The following is a 14,285-nucleotide window of genomic DNA, read 5'->3' as shown; positions in this document are numbered from 1 at the left end:
CCGGTCCGAAGGCCGCCGCCAACGGATGGCGGCCGAACTGGCGCTCGGGGGCGGTGCCGGGCTTCCGCGGTGACGGCCCCGCGCCGAGGCTGCCGGGGCCGTCACCGCGGTGCCGTCAGGGACCGGCCGGGTCCTCGGGCCGCATCCGGAAGTCGTACGCGGCCGGCAGCGGGTGCTCGCGGCGGGCTCGGGCGCGTACGGAGTCGTCGACGGGGCCGCCCTCGGCGGTCAGCGCCTCGGCGACGGCCCACCAGGTGTCGCTCAGGCTCTCGTCGCCCTCCCGCAGGTCGGCCACCACGAAGCCGTCGTCGAAGTACCGCCGGGCACGGGCGGCGTCGCCGAGCGCGAGGGCGGTACGGGCCCGCAGCAGCTGGAACCGGCCGCTGTCCGGCGGGGTGCTCCCGCCGGGCGCCGGGTGGTCCAGGAGCCGCCGGGCGTCGGCGGGGCGCCCGGCGTCGAGCAGCGCCGCCGCTGCCTCCAGGACGAGCGCCCGATGCGCTGTGCGGGCGGCGGCGCCCTCCGGGACACCGGGCTCGGGGACCGTGGGCGGGGCGTCGACGGTGAGGCTGTCGAAAGCCTCGATGTACCGTTCCGCGGCGCGTGCCCTCTCCCCCGCCACCGACTCGGCGACCGCCAGGGCCCGCAGCGCCCAGGGGGTGCGGCGGTCCGCGAGCGACCGTTCCCAGCTGCGGACGGCCTGGGCCCGGTCGCCCGCGGCCCACTGGGCGACACCCAACTGGAGGTCCCGGTACCAGGCGTTGCCGGGGAAGGTGTCGGCGGCCTCCAGCAGCTCCCGCCACTGCGGGCCGACCGGTGCGGCTCCGGGTGCCTGTCCCGGGGCCGGACGCGGTACCACCCCGGCGACCAGCAGTTCCAGCCACGGCTTCTGCTCCGGGCCGAGGGTGGCCGCCGGGAACGGGGTGCCCGGCAGAGCGAACCGGCCCCGTTCGACCTCCAGCGCGCCCCAGCCGGTGCCGACCGCGAGCACCTCCTCCGGTTCGGCGTCGGCGGCCCGCTCGCGCCAGCGGGTGAAGGCGTCGTCGACCGCCTGACGCGGCAGGACCTCCTCCAGACGGCGCGCGGCCTCGCCGCGGGCGGCCGCCCAGTCGTCCCCGTGGACCGCCGACGGGTCGGCGTCGAGCGGGCCGTACGCCTCCAGCCAGCAGAACTCGGCCTCGGGCGGTAGCGGTACGTGCTCCAACTGGGTGCGGGCCAGGCCGGCCTGGATCTCCAGGTAGCCGCCGGTGCCGGGTTCGGTCAGCCACTCCTGCCAGCGGCGGCCGCCGCGGCCGGCGCGGCCGGCGCCCCACAGGAAGAGCTTGCGGCCGCGCAGGGTGTCGGTCGAGGTCTGCGCGAGCCCGCGGCCGTCGCTGTCGAGGGCGGCGATCCAGCGCCGCTCGCCGTCGGGCACGTCGAAGAAGTAGTCGGCGGCGTGCTCGCGGCGGGCGGGATAACTGACGTCGGCGCTGCCCGGCGCCGTGGCCGGGACGCCGGACTCCGTCCGGGGCGGGGCCTCGGGGACCGGCATCGGGACACGGCCGAGCTCCTGCCGGTAGTCGAAGTGCCAGGCGGCCTCGGCGGGAGCCAGCACCCGCGTGCCGGGGGTCTCGGGCACGGCGGTGTTGGACCACCAGTACGCCGGGACGGTACGCGGGTGCGGGTTGCGGACCCTGACCCCGACCAGCAGGAAGTCGGAGCCGTCGGGCAGCCACAGGTCCACCTGGAACGGCAGGTCGCGCAGCCGCTCCCACTCCCACAGCCGCAGCATCGGACCGCCGTCGGGGGCGGTCACCCGGGCGGCGTGGACAGGCGCGCAGGTGTACGCGGCGTGGCCGGTGGCGCCGGAGTTCCACTCCACGCCGCCGGAGAACCAGGCCCCGGCCAGCGCGAAGTCCGCCGGCTGGAAGACCGGGTTGCGGTAGAGCAGCTCGCGGCCGGTCGGCTTGTGGAACAGCGAGTACAGCCTGCCGCCCAACCCGGGCAGCACGGTGGCGCGCAGCCGGTCGTTCTCCAGGACCAGCGCGTCCAGATCAGCCGGGGCGCGGTCGCGACCGTAGCCGTCGAGCACGCGAACGGGCAGGACTGATCGCAGCGTGGCGTACCCCAACTGCCGTGCCATGTCGGCCGGCAACCCCGCTCTCCCACCCGGCTCGACCTGGTGGACCTCCGCCCGTGGGTGCAGCGCGGGCAGGGGGTTCTCCGGGCCCAGCGGAGCGCTCGGCAGGGTCACAGCGGTACGTCGTACGGTCGTTGGCAAGGGCACCTCATCCACCGAGGGTGGCCGCCGTCCCCACGGTGGCCGTGTGTCGACCATGGAACCTCTTCCGGCGGCCGCTGACCAGAGCGTCCGGGCCGCGGCTTCGACGGATACCGCGTGCTGGCGTACGCCCGCGCCCTCCGGCGGCCCCGGGACCGGGGCCGCGGCCGGGACGCCGGCCGTCCACCTCGGGCGACCTGGGCGGCCTCGGGCCGCCCGGGGCGGGCACCGGGCACCGGGCACCGGGCACCGGGCAGGAGCCTCGGGGCTAAGGGGAGAGCAGCCCGCCGCCTCCGTCGACGGCTCAGTCCAGCCAGAGCAGCATGGCATGCCCATCCCGGGCGCCCGCCTCGAAGAAGGGCAGCAGGTCCCGGAAGTGCTCGGCCACGTAGTCCAGCGACTCACCGCGCTCCCAGATGATGCGCGGGTAGACGTCGGCCTGCGCCAGGTCGTCGGGGGTAACCCCGTCGACCAGGTCCTCGGGGGTCATAGCGGTCAGCTTCTCCGCGGCGAGCCGCACCCGCTCCGGGGTGAGGTAGCGGGGCGGGCCGTAGCCCCAGTCCTCCGCGCCGGGCAGTACCTCCTCACCGTGGACGATGTCGACCGGGAAGGCCAGACGGCCGAGCAGGAAGTCGAGGGCGTGCCATGCCTTGTCGGTGTCGTGGCAGCGCGCCGCCGAAGCGTCGGGGCTCTCCTCCAGCTCCGACTCGACCAACTCGTCGACGAAGTCCTGCGCCCATTCCGGGTCCTTGACGGCCCGTTCGAGTTCGGCCGGGGTCAGGCGTACGTACTCACCGATCATGCTCATGGGCCGGAGCGTAGGAGGCGGCACTGACAGTGCCGCACCCGGGGGCGGCACTCCCCCTCTCTCAGAAGCCTGAATCGCTCCGCCTTCCCACCCGCTCCCGGGGATGTCGGAGGCCGCGTCCATCGTGGCTGCCCGCGCCGACCGGCCGAGGAGGAGCCGGAGTACGGAAGACGGCAACCTCGGGGACGGCAGCCCCGGAGGGGACCGAAGGCTGCGGCCGGTGTGTCCGGAAAGGGAGTCAATGCGGCACGGGGACGGCTGTTCGCGGCCGGGACGAGGACGTACCGTCCTGACCGAGGAGTGATGCCCATGTCAAGAAGAGCATGGCGATTCGCTTGCGCGGTCAGTGGAACGGTGGTTCTGCTCGGCGGCTGCTCCTTCGGCACGCCCTCCGGCCCGTCCGACAAGGCGGCGCCCTCATCGGCCGCCACGCCACCGGTCGGCAGTATCGAGCGCCCCCGCCCGCTGGGATGCGCCGACGGCACCACCTTCAACGGCGAGCCCGACCCGCTCCAGGGCACCGTCCCCACAGCCATCGCTCCCGCACCCACCCGTACGTCCATTTCCGCCTCTCCTAGCTCGACTTACCCTCCGACCACCACGGCCCCTCCTCCCCCACCCCCCGACGTGCCGTTCCTGTCCTCCCTCTCGGCTCCGCCCTCACCCTCGTCTCCTCCCTCCTCGGTACCGTCCTCGTCATCCGCGCGCCGTACGCGTCCTGCCTCCGCCGCCGTTGGTCGCGGAACCGCCTCGGCCGCGCCTTCCCGGACGCCCGGTGGCACCTCCGCGTCGCCCGCCTCGCCGCCGGAGGACATCGCCGTCGGACCGCTGACCCTGCCTGGCCTGCGTGCCCTGGCCACGGGGACGCAAAGCGACTTCGGCATCCGGAACGGCGGCGGCTGGCACTATCGCGTTGAGGCCCTGGTGCGGGCGGACGCCGTGGTGACGGTGACCGTGGGCGCCGCGCAGCGGGCACACGCCGGGCTGGAGTTCAGCGGCGAGTACGGGGCCCCCACTCCTGCGGTGACCTTCAGCGGCTGTCCGGACGGTCCGACCGCCTTCCTCGGGGCCTTCTTCGTCGCCGAGGACGGCCGGGCGTGCGTCCCGGTGGACGTCCGGGTCGGCGACGGTCCGGCGCGGCATGTCGTGATCTCCTTCTTCGAAGGGCGCTGCCCTGCTTAGGGTGGGGGCATGACGGACCACGGACCCCAACCCGCCGACGACAGCGAGCCTGCCCACGACCCCGAGGTGCTCCAGCTCGCCGCGCAGGTCTTCGACCTGGCCCGGCAGGGGGACACGGACCGGTTGGCCGCCTACGTGGACGCCGGAGTGCCGGTCAACCTCACCAACGACCGGGGTGACACCCTGCTGATGCTCGCCGCTTACCACGGCCACGCGGAGACCGTCCGAGCCCTGCTCCAGCGGGGCGCGGAGGTGGACCGAGCCAACGACCGGGGCCAGACCCCGCTGGCGGGGGCCGTTTTCAAGGGCGAGCAAGAGGTGATCACCGCTCTCGTGGACGCCGGAGCCGACCCGGCCTCCGGCACTCCCTCGGCCATTGACACGGCCCGTGTGTTCGGCAAGGCGGATCTGCTGGAGCTCTTCGGGACACGGTGAACCCGCTGGGCCCCGGCAGAGCCCTCCCTCCGCCGTACCTGCTGACACGCCATGCCGTGCCGGCCGATGCGAACCGCCCGTCCGGTGGCGCTGTCGCCTCCCCCTCTACGGGCCGCCGCAGAAGTGGACCACAGGCGTCAGGCGTCAGGCGTCAGGCGTCAGGCGTCAGGCGTCAGGCGTCAGGCGTCAGGCGTCAGGCGTCAGGCGAGCGTCCTGGCCCGTGCGGCCAGCCGCGCGGCGCCCGTCTGCGTCAGCGAGCCGTGCAGCCGGAGCCGGGATATGCCTCCGTCGGGGAAGATGTCGATCCTCACGTGGGTGGCCGGGGCCTGCTCCGCCGGGTCGATGAGGAACCGGTGCGGGGTGTCGGGATAGAGACGGACCCGTTCCAGCAGCGGGCGCCAGTCCCCCTCGGAACCGTCGCGAGCCCACAGCTCCGCCCATCCCGCCGAGTTGCCCTTGAGGTAGGCGGTGTCGATCTCCACCGCTCGGACCACTCCCTGCTCCACCAGCCGGTACCGGATCCAGTCGTGGCCCTGGTCCCTACGGCGGCGGGTCTCCCAGCCCTCGTCCATCGTCCGGGCACGGCCGGGCAGGAGGGTGTGCTCGGGTGGTGAGTAGAAGCGGTCGGAGGCGTCCTCGACGGTACCGCCGTTCTCCAACGCGACCAGGTCGAAGGTGCCGAGCACGGACAGCCACCGGGGATCTGGCACGGCCTCCCCGTACGCCCTCAGCCGGGCGACACCGCCGTCCGGGAACTGACGTAGCCGCAGGTGGGTGAAGCGTCGCTCCAGATGGACGGCGAAGGCGTTCTCAGCGTGGCCTCCGACGGCGGTGCGGGGCACGAGCACGGTCCATTCCAGGCTGGGGTCGGCGAGTTCGACGGTGCCCGCGTGGCCGGGCAGCACCGCTGCCTCGACGGACACCGAGCGGGGTGGTTGCCGCGGAAGTGGGCGGTGTCGACGACGATCCCGCGCACCACACCGGGCACGGCGAGCCGCACAAGAGCCCAGTCGTTGTCCTCGGCGCCCGGATGGGGGCGGTCGGAGGACGGTCCGCGCCGGCGCCGTGTCTCCCAGCCGTCCATCACCTTGCCCTTGTGGCCGAACCGCTCCGGGTCGAAGACAGCCGGGCCGGGCAGCAGGAGGTTCTCCCGCTCGGCGAAGAACTCGTCGCCGGCCTCGACCACCGCTGCGCCGAGCCCCCGATCGGTCAGGTCCGTGAGGTGGGCGAAGGGCACGGACTCCGCCCTGCGATAGTCCGCGTACGGGTGTCCGCCCGCGTACGGAAGCGCGTCTCCGGTGAAGTCGGTGAGCGCGGTGGACGGCGCCGCGAGCTGGTCGGGCCCTCCGCCCCCGGGCCGGCCCCGGAGCCGGTCTCCGTCGCGGTCGCGGCCGCGGCCACTGGCGCGGCCACTGGCGCGTGCACCGATCCATGCCATGCTCCGAGCCCCGGCTCGGCCAGATCAACCGCTACCGGATCGATGGCCACTGGTTCGACCGTCGCCGGATCAGCCGTGGTGGACGCGCCGGCGTCAGGAGCACCTGCGTCCGGCGTGGCGCTTGGCCTCCGCGTCTCTCCCGCTCCGAGGTGTGCTTCGTAGCCCCCGCTGGTCATCTCGCCCCTGCCCTTCCTCTCTCCGGCGCCTGCCTTCGGCCCGCACCGCTCACGGCTCACGTCTCCGTACGCTTCACCCGCCGTGCACAGCGTCCGCCGGCACACACCCACTGTGACGAAGCATCACCGTTCATGTCCATCGAAAGATTCTGAACATTTCCTTCAGTTCCACTACACGTTTGTACGCGGTCGCACTCGCTCCGGCACGCACTCCCGGCGGCTTGGACCGCCTCCGGTCCGTCGCAGACAGTCCGTCACAGATAGACGCCGTCCGGTTCGATCCCCGCGGCCTGCCGCAGGGCGCCGAGCACACGGCGCAGCGGTGGGGCGTCCTGCGTTCCGGCACGCACGGCGCCGACGATGCGGCGCCGCGGCCGGTCGGCCTCCAGGGGGCGGACCACGACCTCGTACCACCGGCCGCCCGCCATCCGGGGCACGAGTGCGATTCCCATGCCCGCCGCGACGAGGGCGAAGACGGCCGGCCAGTCGGTGGCGGCGTGTGCCTGGTCGGGGACGAAGCCGGCGTCGGCGCAGGCGGTGAGGGTGATGTCGCGCCACGGCCCGCCGCTGCCGAAGATCCACGGCTCCTGCGCGAGCATGGCCAGCCGCAGCCCGGCGACGTCGGCGAGAGGGTGGCCGGTGGGCAACGCCACGTCCAACGGGTCGACGAGCAGCGGGAAGAGCACGAAGCGCGGGTCGCGGGCGGTGGGCGCGTCGACCGCGAGGGACACCGCGACGTCGATCTCACCGGCTGCCAACTCCTCGTAGACCTCCGCCGCTTCGGCTTCCCGGACCGTGAGGTCCAGGTCGGGCGCGGCGCTGCGGAGCAGAATCGCGGCTGGGACGACCAGCCGGGTGATCGCGGTGGCGATGGTGCCGACCCTGACCTGCCCGGCGTCACCCCGGGCGTAGCCGTCGAGTTCGGCTCCGGCGCGCTCCAGTTGGGCGAAGACGATCTCCGCGTGCCGTAGCAGGACGTGGGCCGCGCCGGTGAGCCGTACCCCGCGGCCTCGCGCCTCCAGCACGGGGGCGCCGACCTGCTTGGCGAGCGCGGCCAGTTGCTGGGAGACAGCGGACGGCGTCATCCGAAGCGCCGCCGCCGCTGCGGTGACCGTTCCGGTGTCGTGCAGCGCGCGGAGGATCTGGAGCTTGCGCAGGTCCCACTCTTTCATGCGGGAAGCCTAAACAGTCGTCCGATCGGCACCGGTCCTCCCGCCCCGGTCGGACAGGAGCCGGTACCGGTGCGGTCGTTCGATCCCTCGAACCGCGACCGGTTGGGCGCCCTCGCCAGCGGTTGCGGCCCCGGGCCGCGCGCGATCGCCACTGGTGGCACTACACCGGTGGGGCGGTCCGGTTCCTGGCCGATCTGGTGCGCGGCGCCGTGGAGCCCTGGGCGCTGCCGACGCTCCGGGCCGAAGTCACCTGGGTGCACCGGCCAGGCGGCGGGGGTCGCAGCTGAGGGTTCCCGGGCGCGGCCCCGTCGAAAGGGCGGAAGGGCACGCGAAAAGGAGGGCGCGCGGCAAAGAGGGCATGTGGAAAGGAGGGCGAGCGGGAAGAGGGCATGCGCCGGCGGTTCAGCCGGGGAACGCGCCGTGGCGGCCGTCGCCGGCGGCGAACCGGGCTGCACCGGCAGCGGCTTCGGCGATCGACACCCGCCCGTGGGCGGCCTCGACGGCGAGGGCGTCGGTCTCGGGCAGCCCTTCGGTCTCCAGGAGGGCGAGCCGGTCGTGGCGTACGCAGGTCTGCGGGAACGCGGCGATCCTCGCGGCCAGTTCCTCGGCGGCGGCGCGCGCGGTGCCCGTCGGTACCACCCGGTCGGCGAGACCGATCGCCTGTGCCTCGTCGGCGCCGACCGGACGACCGGTCAGCACCAGGTCCATCGCCCGCCCCGCGCCGACGAGCCGGGGCAGCCGCACGGTGCCGCCGTCGATCAGCGGGACGCCCCAACGCCGGCAGAAGACGCCGAAGACGGCGTCCTCCTCGGCGACGCGCAGGTCACACCAGAGGGCGAGTTCGAGGCCGCCGGCGACGGCGTGGCCGCTGACCGCCGCGATCACCGGCTTGCCCAGCCGCAGGCGGGTCGGCCCCATCGGGCCGTCTCCGTCGGGTTCGAAGCGGTTGCCGCGGGGGGTGCCCAACGCCTTGAGGTCGGCTCCGGAGCAGAAGGTGCCGCCCTCGCCCCAGAGCACCGCCGCGGCGGCACCGTCGTCGGCGTCGAAGGCGCGGAAGGCGTCGGCCAGGGCCCGCGCGGTGGGGCCGTCGACGGCGTTGCGCACCTCGGGCCTGGAGAGCACGACGGTGGTGACCGGACCGCTGCGCTCGGTCCGTACGGCGGCGGGTGCGGGCATCGGGGCCTCCACGAGGTCGACGGAACGGGGCGTGCGCGGGCGAGGAGAGCGGCGTCATCGACCTGTTGGGGCCGCGCCTGCCGACTCGCCGAGCGGCGCGGGCCGAAGGCCCCGGAACAGCACGGACCGGCCGGACCGGCCGGATCGGTACGGACCGGCCGGACCGGCCGGACCGGACCGCTCTGCCCCCGCAACCGGTAGGACGACGAGACCGGCCCTGCATGCCCGGCCCTCGTGTCCCAGGACCGACTCGGCCCACCCTAGGGGGACATCGGCTGTGCGGGGACATCAGCCGTGTTCGGAGAGCAACACCCCTGACGTACCCGGTTCGAGCGCGCGGAAGACGTGGTGGACGTCACCGGGGTAGCTGATGTAGTCACCCGGGAGCAGTTCGACCGGGTCCCCGGTGAGGCCGACGAGTGCGCGGCCGGTGCTGAGCACCACGTGTTCCACCAGGCCCGGCATGTGCGGCTCGGACTCGCGGGCGCTGCCGGGTTCGGCGGAGACCAGGTAGATGTCGCGGAGCGCGTGCGGCGGGCAGGAGGCGAGCAGCGTGGCCACGTACGAGGAGTGCTCGGCGGTGAAGGTCGGTCCCTCTCCGGCCCTGATGACCTGTACGCGCGGTCGCGGCGGGTCGACGAGTTGGGCGAAGGGAACGTCCAGAGCGACGCTGAGCGCCCAGAGTGTCTCCACGCTGGGGTTGCCGGTGGCCGATTCGAGCTGGGAGAGCGTGGACTTGGCGATGCCGGCCCGCCGGGCGGCCTCGGCGAGGGAGAGGCCGACACGGCGCCGTTCGCGTTGCAGGGAGGCCGCGATGGCCGCGAGCGGGGGCCGCCGGCGCGCTCACCGGCCCGGCCTGGTTCCCCTCCGGCGGTCCGGTCCCGGGTCCCGGCCCGGTCGCGCTGGCCGGCGCCCCGTTCAGCCTGGTCCGCGGCCGGGTCGCGTCGGTCCTTGGCCCGGGGCGATTGGTCCGCGGCCGGGTCGCCTTCCTGGTCCTCGGACCGGTCACCGGTCGGAGTCGCGCCCGGGGTCCGGCGCGCGCCAGGTCCGGTACGGGGGGCGGACGGTGCCATTGCGTACTCCTCCATACAACAAGGTGTTCGTTCGGTGAAACGTACGGTCGTGTTATTTGACGAACGCTCTCCGTGCGTTCAGTATAGACAGCGATGCGTTCGATATGGCGAACCCCGAAGACCGGGCGATCCGCGCTGGCGCGCTCCATCGGCCTGGTGTGTGCTGCCGACGCACTCGTCGGCCTGTCCTTCGGCGCCATCGCGGTGGGGCTCGGCCTACCGCTGTGGCTGCCGGTACTCATGTCACTGGTGGTCTTCGCCGGCGCGGCGCAGTTCGCCGTGATCGGCATCCTGGGAAGCGCGGGCAGCCCACTGGCGGCGGTGGCCGCCGGACTGCTGATCAACGCGCGGCACGTGCCGTTCGGCTTCGCCGTGGGAGACGTGCTGCGCGGCTCGGGGGGCTGGCGACGGCTGGCCGGCACTCACCTGATGGTCGACGAGACGGTCGCGTTCACCCTCGCGCAGACCTCGCCCGCCATGCGCCGAACCGCCTACTGGGGCTGCGGACTCGGGCTCTTCGCGGCCTGGAACGCGGGGGTGGTCGCGGGCGCGTACGGCGGCCGGGCCATCGGCGACACCGACGCCTTCGGGCTCGACGCGGCCTTTCCCGCCGTGCTGCTGGCACTGCTGCTGCCTTCGCTGAACCGTTCGGCACCTCGGCGCGCGGCGCTGGCCGGGGCCGTGGTCGCCCTGGCGGCGACTCCCTTCCTGCCCGCGGGCCTGCCCGTCCTCCTCGCCCTGCTCGGCGTCGCCGCGGCGGGGCGCGGGGTACCGCGGAACGAGCCGCCGCCCGCCGCGAAGACCTTGGCGGACGAGGGCAGCACCGCCCACGACGCGGTGGACACCGCCGGGGGCGCGGCCGGGCCCCCGGAAGCCGCTGCCGCGCGCCGTGCCCGGGGCACCGCGCCGCCGTCCGGCACCCCAGGCGGGAGCGGGGACGAGCTGCCGCGGCCCCCGCACGGGTCGGCCGGCACCGAGAGGGGCACGCGATGACCGGCACCGCGGGACTCCTCACCGCCACCGGCGTGCTCGGCGTCGGCACGTTCGCCTTCCGGGGCGCCGGACAGGTACTGCGTGCCCGGTTCTCGCTGCCGCCCCTGGCCGAACGCCTCATGGGCACGGCCGTCGTGGTCCTGCTGGCGGCGCTGGTGGCCACTTCAGGCCTCATGGAGGGGCACGGCTACGCGGGTCCCGCCCGCACGGCGGGGGTCGCGGTGGGTGGCCTGCTCGCCTGTCGGCGGGCGCCGTTCGTGGTCGTGGTGGTCGCGGCCGCGGCCACTGCGGCGGTACTCCGGCTCGTCGGCGTCTCCTGACGACCCACCAGCCCCATCGTCCTCCTTCAACGACCTCGGGCCGGGCCCTCGTTCGGCTGTCGCGCGGCGACGCCGGGCCGGCTCCGCGCAGGGGCGGGGCGAGTCCCCGCCCACCGTTCGAACCGGGCGCCGCACCCTGGGCCATCAGTGCCAGCGCGCGCGGAACCCGTCGTCCGCGCCGCCGGCGGCGGAACGTTCGCGTGTCCCGAACCGCACCGGCAACGTGACGTTCCGCGCATCACCCGAAGCGTCAGACGGCCCCAACAGCGGGCACCGCCTGGCGCTTTGGGCGTGGTTTCGACCGACCCGGCGCCGACCCGGGTCGGCGGACCTCGGCTCGGACCGCTCGTCCTGCCAACACCCCTGTAACAGGAGGCACGTTCACGCACAGGAGGTGACAGCAGGCCGACAGGTCGTGTTACGTGTCATGTCTCCGTCGATTCACGCGCGCCCGGCACCGTCCTGACGGAGACACAACCAACAGGAGGACACGTGACCGGTCCGCTCCGCCGCATCTCCGGTCGGCTTCGCGCCGCCGCCCTCGGTGCCGCCCTCAGTGCCTGCCTCGCCTTCTTCGCCGGCGGGACCCCCGCCTCCGCAGCCGAGACGGACTCGCTGCCGTTCTCGTCGACGACCGGGTCCGGCCTGCACAACACCTACGACCCGTCGGCCTTCCCCTACCTCGCCCAGGCGCTGGACACCGGCACCTCGATGATCGAGCTGGACGTCTGGGACGACTTCGTCACCCAGGAGTGGAAGGTCAGCCACGACAACCCGCTGGGCAACAGCAACAACTGCGTCAACGCCTCCTCCGCCGCCGACCTCTACACCGGCGCCGCGAACAAGGACCTGGAGACCTGCCTGGACGACGTCCGGGTCTGGCTGGGCGCCCACCCCGGACACGGGCCCCTGGTCATCAAGTTGGAGTTGAAGGCCGGCTTCCAGAGCACCTTCGGGATGAGCCCGGCGAAGCTGGACCAGTCGATCAGCGCCCACCTGGGCAGCCTCGTCTTCAAGCCCTCCGACCTGCTGGCCAAGCCGGGCGGCGGCCAGTACGCGTCCCTGGACGCCGCTGCGATCGCCGGGAACTGGCCCACTCGGGCGCAGTTGGCCGGCAAGGTGCTGATCGAGGCCATCCCGGGGACGGTCGAGGAGGCCAACCCGACGGACTCCCTGTGGACCGACCAGGAGTACGCGGGCTACCTCAAATCACTCCAGAGCCAGGGGAAGCTCTCCCAGGCCAACGTCTTCCCCGCCGTGCACAACGCCCAGGCCGGCGACCCGCGTTCGCGCTACTCCGACGCCTCGCTGCGGCCGTGGTTCGTGGTCTTCGACGGTGACGCCGCCACGTTCCTCAACGGCAGCATCGACACCAGCTGGTACGACACCAACCACTACCTGCTGATCATGACGGACGCGCAGAACGTGGCGCCGACCCTGGACGACACCGCTCCGGCCGCGGCCGACGCGCAGGCCCGGGTCGCCCAACTCGCCGCCGCGCACGCCACCATCGCGTCCAACGACTGGCGCGGGCTGCCGAGCGTGCAGTCCCTGGTCCTGCCGCGCGGCTGACCGCCCCCACCCGCCTGGCGCGGGAGTACACCGACGGCCGGCAGGGACGGATGTCCCGGCCGGCCGTCGGTGTACTCCCGCGCGCCGACGAGGTCGTACAGGAGCTTTGCCCTGCCTCCGTGGCGGCGGCGTGGTCCGGTCGCGGCTTCAGCTCTGGAGGGAAGTGCTGTCGCCCATGACGATGACCGGGTGGTCGGCGGGCTGCAGCGCGCGCAGCAGCGTGACCATGTCCGGGGCGGGGATACTGACGCAGCCGTGGGTGGGGCCGCCGTGGTCGACGTGCACCCAGATGCCGCCGCCCTTGTCGGCCCCCAGCGGCTGGGTGCCGTCCAGGGGTGAGGTGCCGGGGACGCGGTTGTAGTCGATGGCGATGACGTAGTCGAACGCCTCGTCGAGCGGCTCTCCGTCGAAGCCGACGCCACCCGCGTGGAAGCTGTCGGAGTGGTGGTACGGCAGGTGGGACCCCGGGTCGGCGTCGAACCCGCCGGCGTCGTGGAGGGTGAACACGCCGATCGGGCTGTGCAGGTCCCCGGCGTGGTGGTCCGTCGTCCAGCCGTCCTTCGCGTTGTGGCCGCGCCAGGTCGCGCCCGGACGCCAGTGGCCGTCCGGGAGCTTGACCCAGAGGGTGACCAGCGTGTTGGAGGAGTCCTTGGCCTGACCGGAGGCCACCAGCACCTGGCGGCTGGCAGCCGGCACGTCGGCCAGCGTCTTGGGGCCCAGCCCCGGAATGGTGGCGGGCATCGGGTCCCGCGACGCGGTGGCCGCCGGGGCCGCGGCGGCTGGCGTACCAGCGGGCTTGCCGGTGTCACGGCCGTTGTCGGCCGCGGCGGTCCGGCCTCCGCCCGAGTGCTGGGTGGCGACGTAGCCCGCGCCGAGCAGGCCCACCGCGGCGGCGACCACCGACACGGCGATCACCACGCGTTTGGCGGTACGACGAGGACGCCGGTGCCGTCGACGGTCACGGCCCGGAGGGCTTGAGCGCTCGGTGAGAGCGTCAGAGGGAGCGGCAGTCATCGCAACGATCCTCGCAAACCCGGGCCGCCGGTCGGGCACCCCACCCCCGGCAAGGCCCGATTCGCCCCATACGTCACCTTCGTGGCGCACGGAACCGCGCCGTACCCGGCCGGTTGGTCGACTACGCGGCCCCGAACGGGTGGTGGGCCGCGCGAGCAGCCTACCCCTGGTCCGACTCGCCTCCGGAGCACACGGCGCACGCGGCACTCCCCCACCCCCGGCCTCGTACGACCGCGCCGTCCCGCGACGCACCCCCAGGGGCGGCGCGCGCCCGGCGGGTCATCGCTCCCCACCCGACGGAGCCCCGACACCGCCCCGCCACGGGAGCGCGCCGACCACCCCCTCCAGGACGGACGCGGGAGGCGGCAACCGGTGCCGTTGCCGACGCCGTCCCGACGCCGCGTCGGCCGCGACAGCACGAGCCTGCTCCCTTCCGCAGCCACCGCTCGCCGGCCCATGCCCCCGACGTCCGGCCGCCCCTCAGGCACCGCCGGTTCACCCCCGCACCCCTTTCCCACCGCAGCCCCTGCCGTCGCTCCCAGCACATTCGACCGCACAGATCCCATCCAAAACGACGGCAAATCGCCACTGTTCAGACAGATCTGGCCAGGGATCAGTACAACCCCCCGGTAGATAACCTGTGTATACGCAGTGTGTAGGGTTCCGGTC

11 protein-coding genes and 1 pseudogene are annotated in these 14,285 nt (G+C 73.9%); 5 read left to right on the top strand and 7 right to left on the bottom strand.

Annotated features, from left to right (window positions below; translation table 11 throughout):
* Positions 1–115: 115 nt before the first annotated feature.
* Together BS72_RS09260 and BS72_RS09255 are read right to left on the bottom strand one after the other, a co-directional pair.
* Complete coding sequence (locus tag BS72_RS09260) at positions 116–2,257, bottom strand: DUF5107 domain-containing protein (protein WP_037908580.1); 2,142 nt, start codon at positions 2,255–2,257, stop codon at positions 116–118.
* Positions 2,258–2,561: 304 nt separating this feature from the next.
* A complete protein-coding gene (locus tag BS72_RS09255) occupies positions 2,562–3,065 on the bottom strand; it encodes a YfbM family protein (protein ID WP_037908577.1) in 504 nt (167 codons plus the stop codon).
* 924 nt (positions 3,066–3,989) lie between these two features.
* On the opposite strand from BS72_RS09255, the gene BS72_RS09250 reads away from it, so the two are divergent.
* Both BS72_RS09250 and BS72_RS09245 read left to right on the top strand, forming a co-directional pair.
* On the top strand, positions 3,990–4,247 hold the full coding sequence (locus BS72_RS09250; RefSeq protein ID WP_037908575.1) for a hypothetical protein: 258 nt from the start codon (positions 3,990–3,992) through the stop codon (positions 4,245–4,247).
* 9 nt (positions 4,248–4,256) lie between these two features.
* Positions 4,257–4,682: an ankyrin repeat domain-containing protein gene (locus tag BS72_RS09245; RefSeq protein WP_037908573.1), complete on the top strand. Its 426-nt coding sequence runs from the start codon at positions 4,257–4,259 to the stop codon at positions 4,680–4,682.
* Between the two features lie 200 nt (positions 4,683–4,882).
* Here the strand turns inward: BS72_RS09245 and alc are convergent.
* The 4 genes and pseudogenes from alc to BS72_RS09225 form a co-directional block, all read right to left on the bottom strand.
* Positions 4,883–6,120: pseudogene (gene alc, locus BS72_RS09240) on the bottom strand (allantoicase).
* A gap of 430 nt (positions 6,121–6,550) precedes the next feature.
* A complete protein-coding gene (locus BS72_RS09235; protein WP_037908571.1) occupies positions 6,551–7,468 on the bottom strand; it encodes a LysR substrate-binding domain-containing protein in 918 nt (305 codons plus the stop codon).
* 402 nt (positions 7,469–7,870) lie between these two features.
* On the bottom strand, positions 7,871–8,644 hold the full coding sequence (locus tag BS72_RS09230; RefSeq protein WP_037908568.1) for a crotonase/enoyl-CoA hydratase family protein: 774 nt from the start codon (positions 8,642–8,644) through the stop codon (positions 7,871–7,873).
* A 288-nt stretch (positions 8,645–8,932) separates the two neighbouring features.
* Positions 8,933–9,460: a helix-turn-helix domain-containing protein gene (locus BS72_RS09225; RefSeq protein WP_037908567.1), complete on the bottom strand. Its 528-nt coding sequence runs from the start codon at positions 9,458–9,460 to the stop codon at positions 8,933–8,935.
* Positions 9,461–9,810: 350 nt separating this feature from the next.
* On the opposite strand from BS72_RS09225, the gene BS72_RS09220 reads away from it, so the two are divergent.
* The 3 genes from BS72_RS09220 (at position 9,811) to BS72_RS09210 (ending at position 12,602) form a co-directional block, all read left to right on the top strand.
* Positions 9,811–10,710: an AzlC family ABC transporter permease gene (locus tag BS72_RS09220; protein ID WP_078901183.1), complete on the top strand. Its 900-nt coding sequence runs from the start codon at positions 9,811–9,813 to the stop codon at positions 10,708–10,710.
* Entirely contained in the window at positions 10,707–11,030 is a 324-nt protein-coding gene (locus BS72_RS09215) for an AzlD domain-containing protein (RefSeq protein ID WP_037908565.1), read from the top strand. The genes BS72_RS09220 and BS72_RS09215 overlap by 4 nt, the downstream gene beginning before the upstream one ends.
* A gap of 492 nt (positions 11,031–11,522) precedes the next feature.
* Positions 11,523–12,602, top strand: a complete 1,080-nt coding sequence (locus BS72_RS09210) for a phosphatidylinositol-specific phospholipase C domain-containing protein (RefSeq protein WP_037908563.1) — start codon at positions 11,523–11,525, stop codon at positions 12,600–12,602.
* 147 nt (positions 12,603–12,749) lie between these two features.
* On the opposite strand, the gene BS72_RS09205 is transcribed toward BS72_RS09210, so the two are convergent.
* The gene (locus BS72_RS09205) at positions 12,750–13,520 is read right to left on the bottom strand and encodes a L,D-transpeptidase family protein (RefSeq protein WP_322942172.1); all 771 of its coding nucleotides are present in this window, start codon (positions 13,518–13,520) and stop codon (positions 12,750–12,752) included.
* Positions 13,521–14,285 lie beyond the last annotated feature (765 nt).

The organism is Actinacidiphila yeochonensis CN732, from assembly GCF_000745345.1.
In the GTDB taxonomy this organism is placed as follows: domain Bacteria; phylum Actinomycetota; class Actinomycetes; order Streptomycetales; family Streptomycetaceae; genus Actinacidiphila; species Actinacidiphila yeochonensis.
Note: the sequence above shows the minus strand (reverse complement) of the source record. Positions and strands in the feature narration are given on the sequence as shown.